At 72.7% G+C, this 4,333-nt stretch carries 4 protein-coding genes and 1 pseudogene; all 5 read left to right on the forward strand.

Annotated features, from left to right (window positions below; all coding sequences use genetic code 11):
* Nucleotides 1-326 (forward strand): YqgE/AlgH family protein (locus ACRDP3_RS12510; protein ID WP_431516978.1); only part of this gene is annotated, 326 nt, incomplete at its 5' end.
* An 11-nt stretch (nt 327-337) separates the two neighbouring features.
* Nucleotides 338-637 (forward strand): DUF3039 domain-containing protein, encoded by a 300-nt coding sequence (locus tag ACRDP3_RS12515; protein WP_431516979.1) that lies wholly within the window; start codon nt 338-340, stop codon nt 635-637.
* 184 nt (nt 638-821) lie between these two features.
* On the forward strand, nt 822-2,486 hold the full coding sequence (locus tag ACRDP3_RS12520; RefSeq protein ID WP_431516980.1) for a beta-N-acetylhexosaminidase: 1,665 nt from the start codon (nt 822-824) through the stop codon (nt 2,484-2,486).
* Nucleotides 2,487-2,838: 352 nt separating this feature from the next.
* Nucleotides 2,839-3,699, forward strand: coding sequence for an FAD binding domain-containing protein (locus ACRDP3_RS12525; protein ID WP_431516981.1), 861 nt, complete (start codon nt 2,839-2,841; stop codon nt 3,697-3,699).
* Nucleotides 3,696-4,333: pseudogene (locus ACRDP3_RS12530) on the forward strand (hypothetical protein); the annotation flags it as partial. The gene ACRDP3_RS12525 and the pseudogene ACRDP3_RS12530, both read left to right, overlap by 4 nt.

Genomic DNA, 4,333 nt, shown 5'->3' on the forward strand with positions numbered 1-4,333 from the left:
GCGCCGGGAGCGCGCGAGAGCCCGAGCGGGACGGCCCGCTGGGCTGGCGGCGCGTGCACGGCGCCATCGGCCTGGTGGACCTGGAGGCGCCGCCCGAGCTGCTCGCCGCCGAGCTGGGCTCGCTGCGCATCTTCGCCGGCTACGCGGGCTGGGGTCCCGGCCAGCTGGAGAAGGAGCTGGAGGAGGGTGCCTGGTACGTGGTCGAGTCGGAGCCCGGCGACGTCTCCTCGCCCGTGCCGGAGCGGCTGTGGCGTTCCGTCCTGCGGCGTCAGCGCAGTGAACTGGCGATGGTGGCCACGTATCCGGACGATCCCTCACTCAATTAGGCTTGGTCCGCATGAGCACTCTTGAGCCTGAGCGCGGTACGGGCACCGGCACGCTTGTCGAACCGACCCCGCAGACGTCGCACGGCGACGGTGACCACGAGCGATTCGCCCATTACGTCCAGAAGGACAAGATCATGGCGAGCGCGATGGAGGGTACGCCCGTCGTCGCGCTGTGCGGAAAGGTCTGGGTGCCCGGGCGCGACCCCAAGAAGTACCCGGTCTGTCCCATGTGCAAGGAGATCTTCGAGACGATGAACTCCGGCGGGGACAAGGACAAGGACAAGGGCGGCAAGGACGCCGGCAAGAAGTAACTCTTCCGGGTACGCCGGACCCCCTCTGCTGGACGGGCTTCCTGCGTGCCTGGCCGCGTAGCCCACCGCCTAAGGCTCATAGCGCGTTTCGCCCGTCCCCTCCGAGGGGCGGGCGAGGCGCGCTGCGTCGTGTGGGGGGCCGTTCGAGGGGCACGGAGAACTCACAGAACGAAAGGTGTACGGAGTGCCGCTGACGGATCTGATCCCCGCACCCCGCTCCGTAGTGCCCGGCGCGGGCCCGGACTTCGTGCTGGACGCCGGCACGGCGCTGGACGCGGATCCCGGTACCGAGGCGATCGCGCGCTGGCTGCGTGGCGCACTGGGCATCGGCGGCGCGGACGAGGGCGGCGCGGGGGAGGGCGGCACCGTCCGGCTGCGCACCGACGAGGCGGTCGCCGCCCGGCTCGGTGCTGAGGGCTACGTACTGGACGTACATGCCGACGGCATCGACATCACCGGCGGCGCACCCGCCGGGGTCTTCTGGGGCGCCCAGACGCTGCGCCAGCTGCTCGGCCCCGACGCCCACCGGCGCGCGTACGCGGCGCCGGCCGAGCGCTGCCGGTCCGTGCCCGCGGTGCGCGTCGAGGACGCCCCGCGCTTCCCCTGGCGCGGCTTCATGCTCGACGTGGCCCGGCACTTCACCCCCAAGGACGGCGTGCTGCGCGTCCTCGACCTGCTCGCCGCGCACAAGCTCAACGTGCTGCACCTGCACCTCACCGACGACCAGGGCTGGCGGCTGGAGATCCGCCGCCACCCCCGGCTGACCGAGGTGGGCGGCACCCGCGCCCGTACCCGCGTGGGGCACCGCGCCTCACCCCTGTGGGACGAGCGGCCGCATGGCGGCCGGTACACCCAGGACGACGTGCGCGAGATCGTCGCGTACGCCGCCGAGCGGCACATCACCGTCGTCCCCGAGATCGACATCCCCGGTCACTCGCAGGCCGCCATCGCCGCTTACCCGGAGCTGGGCAACACCGATGTGGTCGACACCGCATCACTGGAGGTGTGGACGGACTGGGGCGTCAGCCCCCACGTCCTCGCCCCCACCGACACCGTCCTTCGCTTCTACGAGGGCGTGCTGGAGGAGGTGCTGGACCTCTTCCCGTCACGTTTCGTGCACCTCGGCGGCGACGAGTGCCCCAAGGAGCAGTGGCGCGCCTCGGCCGTCGCGCAGGCCCGTGTCCGGGAGCTGGGACTGGCGGACGAGTTGGGGTCTCCCCAGGGCGAAGCCGTAGGGGAGCTGCAGGCGTGGTTCATGGGGCACTTCGGCCGCTGGCTCGCGGAACGCGGCCGCCGCCTCATCGGCTGGGACGAGATCCTCGAGGGCGGCCTGGCGGACGGGGCGGTGGTCTCCTCCTGGCGCGGTTACGCGGGCGGGATCGCCGCCGCGCGGGCCGGACACGATGTGGTGATGTGCCCGGAGCAGCAGGTGTATCTGGACCACCGGCAGGACGCCGGCCCCGATGAGCCGGTGCCGATCGGGTACGTACGCACGCTGCGCGACGTCTACCACTTCGAGCCGGTGCCACCGGAGTTGGCGGGCACCGACCGCGAACGGTACGTGCTGGGCGCCCAGGCCAACATGTGGACCGAGTGCACAGAGAACCAACAACGTGTCGACTACCAGGTCTTCCCCCGTCTCGCCGCGTTCGCCGAGGTGGCGTGGTCGCCCCTGCCGCCCCCCGGCCGCCGGGACTTCGACGACTTCGAGCGGCGGATGACCGAGGGCCACTACGCGCGGCTGACCGCGCTGGGCGTGGACTACCGGCCCCCGCAGGGCCCGCACCCCTGGCAGCGCCGCCCCGGCATCGCCGGCCGCCCGCTGGAGGGACCGCCGCCGGCCAGGTGAGAGAGTGACGGGCACAGTGGCGGGCGGAGTGGCGGAGCCGTACCACGAATGTCCGCACAGCAGCCCTCATCCGCCCAAGACTCCCCAAGAGTGCCTATTCGTCGCGTGTCGCCCGGAGTCGGGGATTACGGACCTTCGTTCCTGTCAAGGACGACAGTGATGTCAGCCCATGGATGCACCCTTACCGGGCCCCCGGTCGGACTGCCCGCCGATGTGTGCCAGAGTTGCCACGTCCGGGCTGTGAGCACGTACCGTACGGGCACGGCGGCCGGGACGGCCGGGGAAGGGGCGGTCGGATTTGAGCGCGCAAGCACAGCATGAACACCATGCGCCACAGGCTGTGCCGTCAGTCATGCTGCCGACCACGCTCGACGAGGCCGTGTCGGCGCTCTCCGCGGTGCCCGCGGCCGTACCCGTCGCAGGCGGTACGGACCTGATGGCAGGCGTCAACTCCGGTCAGCTGCGCCCCGCCGCGCTCGTCGGTCTCGGCCGGATCAGCGAGATCCGCGGCTGGCAGTACCTGGACGGTCATGCCCTGCTCGGCGCCGGACTGACCCACGCCCGGATGGGACGCCCGGACTTCGCGGCACTCATCCCGGCGCTCGCCGCCGCCGCGCGCGCCGCCGGACCGCCCCAGATCCGCAACGCGGGCACGCTGGGCGGCAACGTCGTCAGTTCCGCCCCGGCCGGCGACACGCTGCCGGTGCTGGCGGCGCTGGAGGCCACCCTCATCATCGCCGGGCCGGAAGGCGGCCGGCGCGAGATTCCGGTCAGCCACCTGCTGGCGAACGTGGAGATGCTGCACCCCAGCGAGGTCGTCGGCCATGTCCGGGTGCCGCTGCTGAACGCGCCGCAGACCTTCCTCAAGGCCACCGGACGCACCGGCCCGGGGCGCGCCCTCGCCTCGGTCGCCGTCGTACTCGACCCGATGCACCGCGGAGTGCGCTGCGCGGTGGGCGCGGTCGCGCCGATGCCCCTGCGCCCGCTGGAGGCGGAGCGCTGGATCGCCGCACTGATCGACTGGGACGGGCAGCGCGGTCTGGCCCCGGAGGCGCTGTCCGCTTTCGGGGATTATGTCGCGATGGCGTGCATTCCCGACCCGCCGCCCGCCGAGGAGGGCGGAGAGGCTCCCGTACTTCCGCCCGCGGCGCTCCATTTGCGGCGTACCGTGGCGACATTGGCCCGCCGAGGACTCGGAAGGGCGCTCGCATGAGCAACGGCAACGACCATCCCCGCGACAACCCTCACGGCAACAGCCACAGCGACGGCGATCCGCACGGGCGCTACGGCTACGACTACGGATACGGGTACGGCGGCGAGGCCCCGCAAGTGTCGTACCCGCAAGACGGCTGGGGCGGCGAGTACGACGCTGACGCCACCGGTTTCGTCCAGCTGCCCGCCGGCGGGCTGCCCCCTGCCGGAGCGGGCGCCGACCCATGGGCCGGCCCGCTGGCCGCGCCCGGCACCGGACAGGGCGGCTACACGCCGCCGCCGCTGGACCCGGCGGACGTCGCGGGTGCGGGGCCCGGGGCGGGGACCACGCCCATGACGTCCGTGCCGACGACCGACCCCGGGGCCATGGGCCAGTGGGCGATGCCGTTCGGACCGGAGTCGACGCAGACGACGGAGCCCGGATACGGCGCGGCGGCGTCGTACGTCGAGCAGCACGCGCAGCAGGCCCAGCATCAGCAGGCGCAATATCAGCAGGACCGGTACCAGCAGGACCAGTACCAGGAGCGGTATCAGCAGCCGCCGTCCGGTGAGTCCGACGGCATGGCGGCGGCCATGGGGCAGGGCGCGGCGGCGGCGCTCGCGGGTTCGCACGAGGCGCGTACGCAGCGCCGCCC

It is taken from the genome of Streptomyces sp. (assembly GCF_050698815.1).
Lineage (GTDB): Bacteria > Actinomycetota > Actinomycetes > Streptomycetales > Streptomycetaceae > Streptomyces.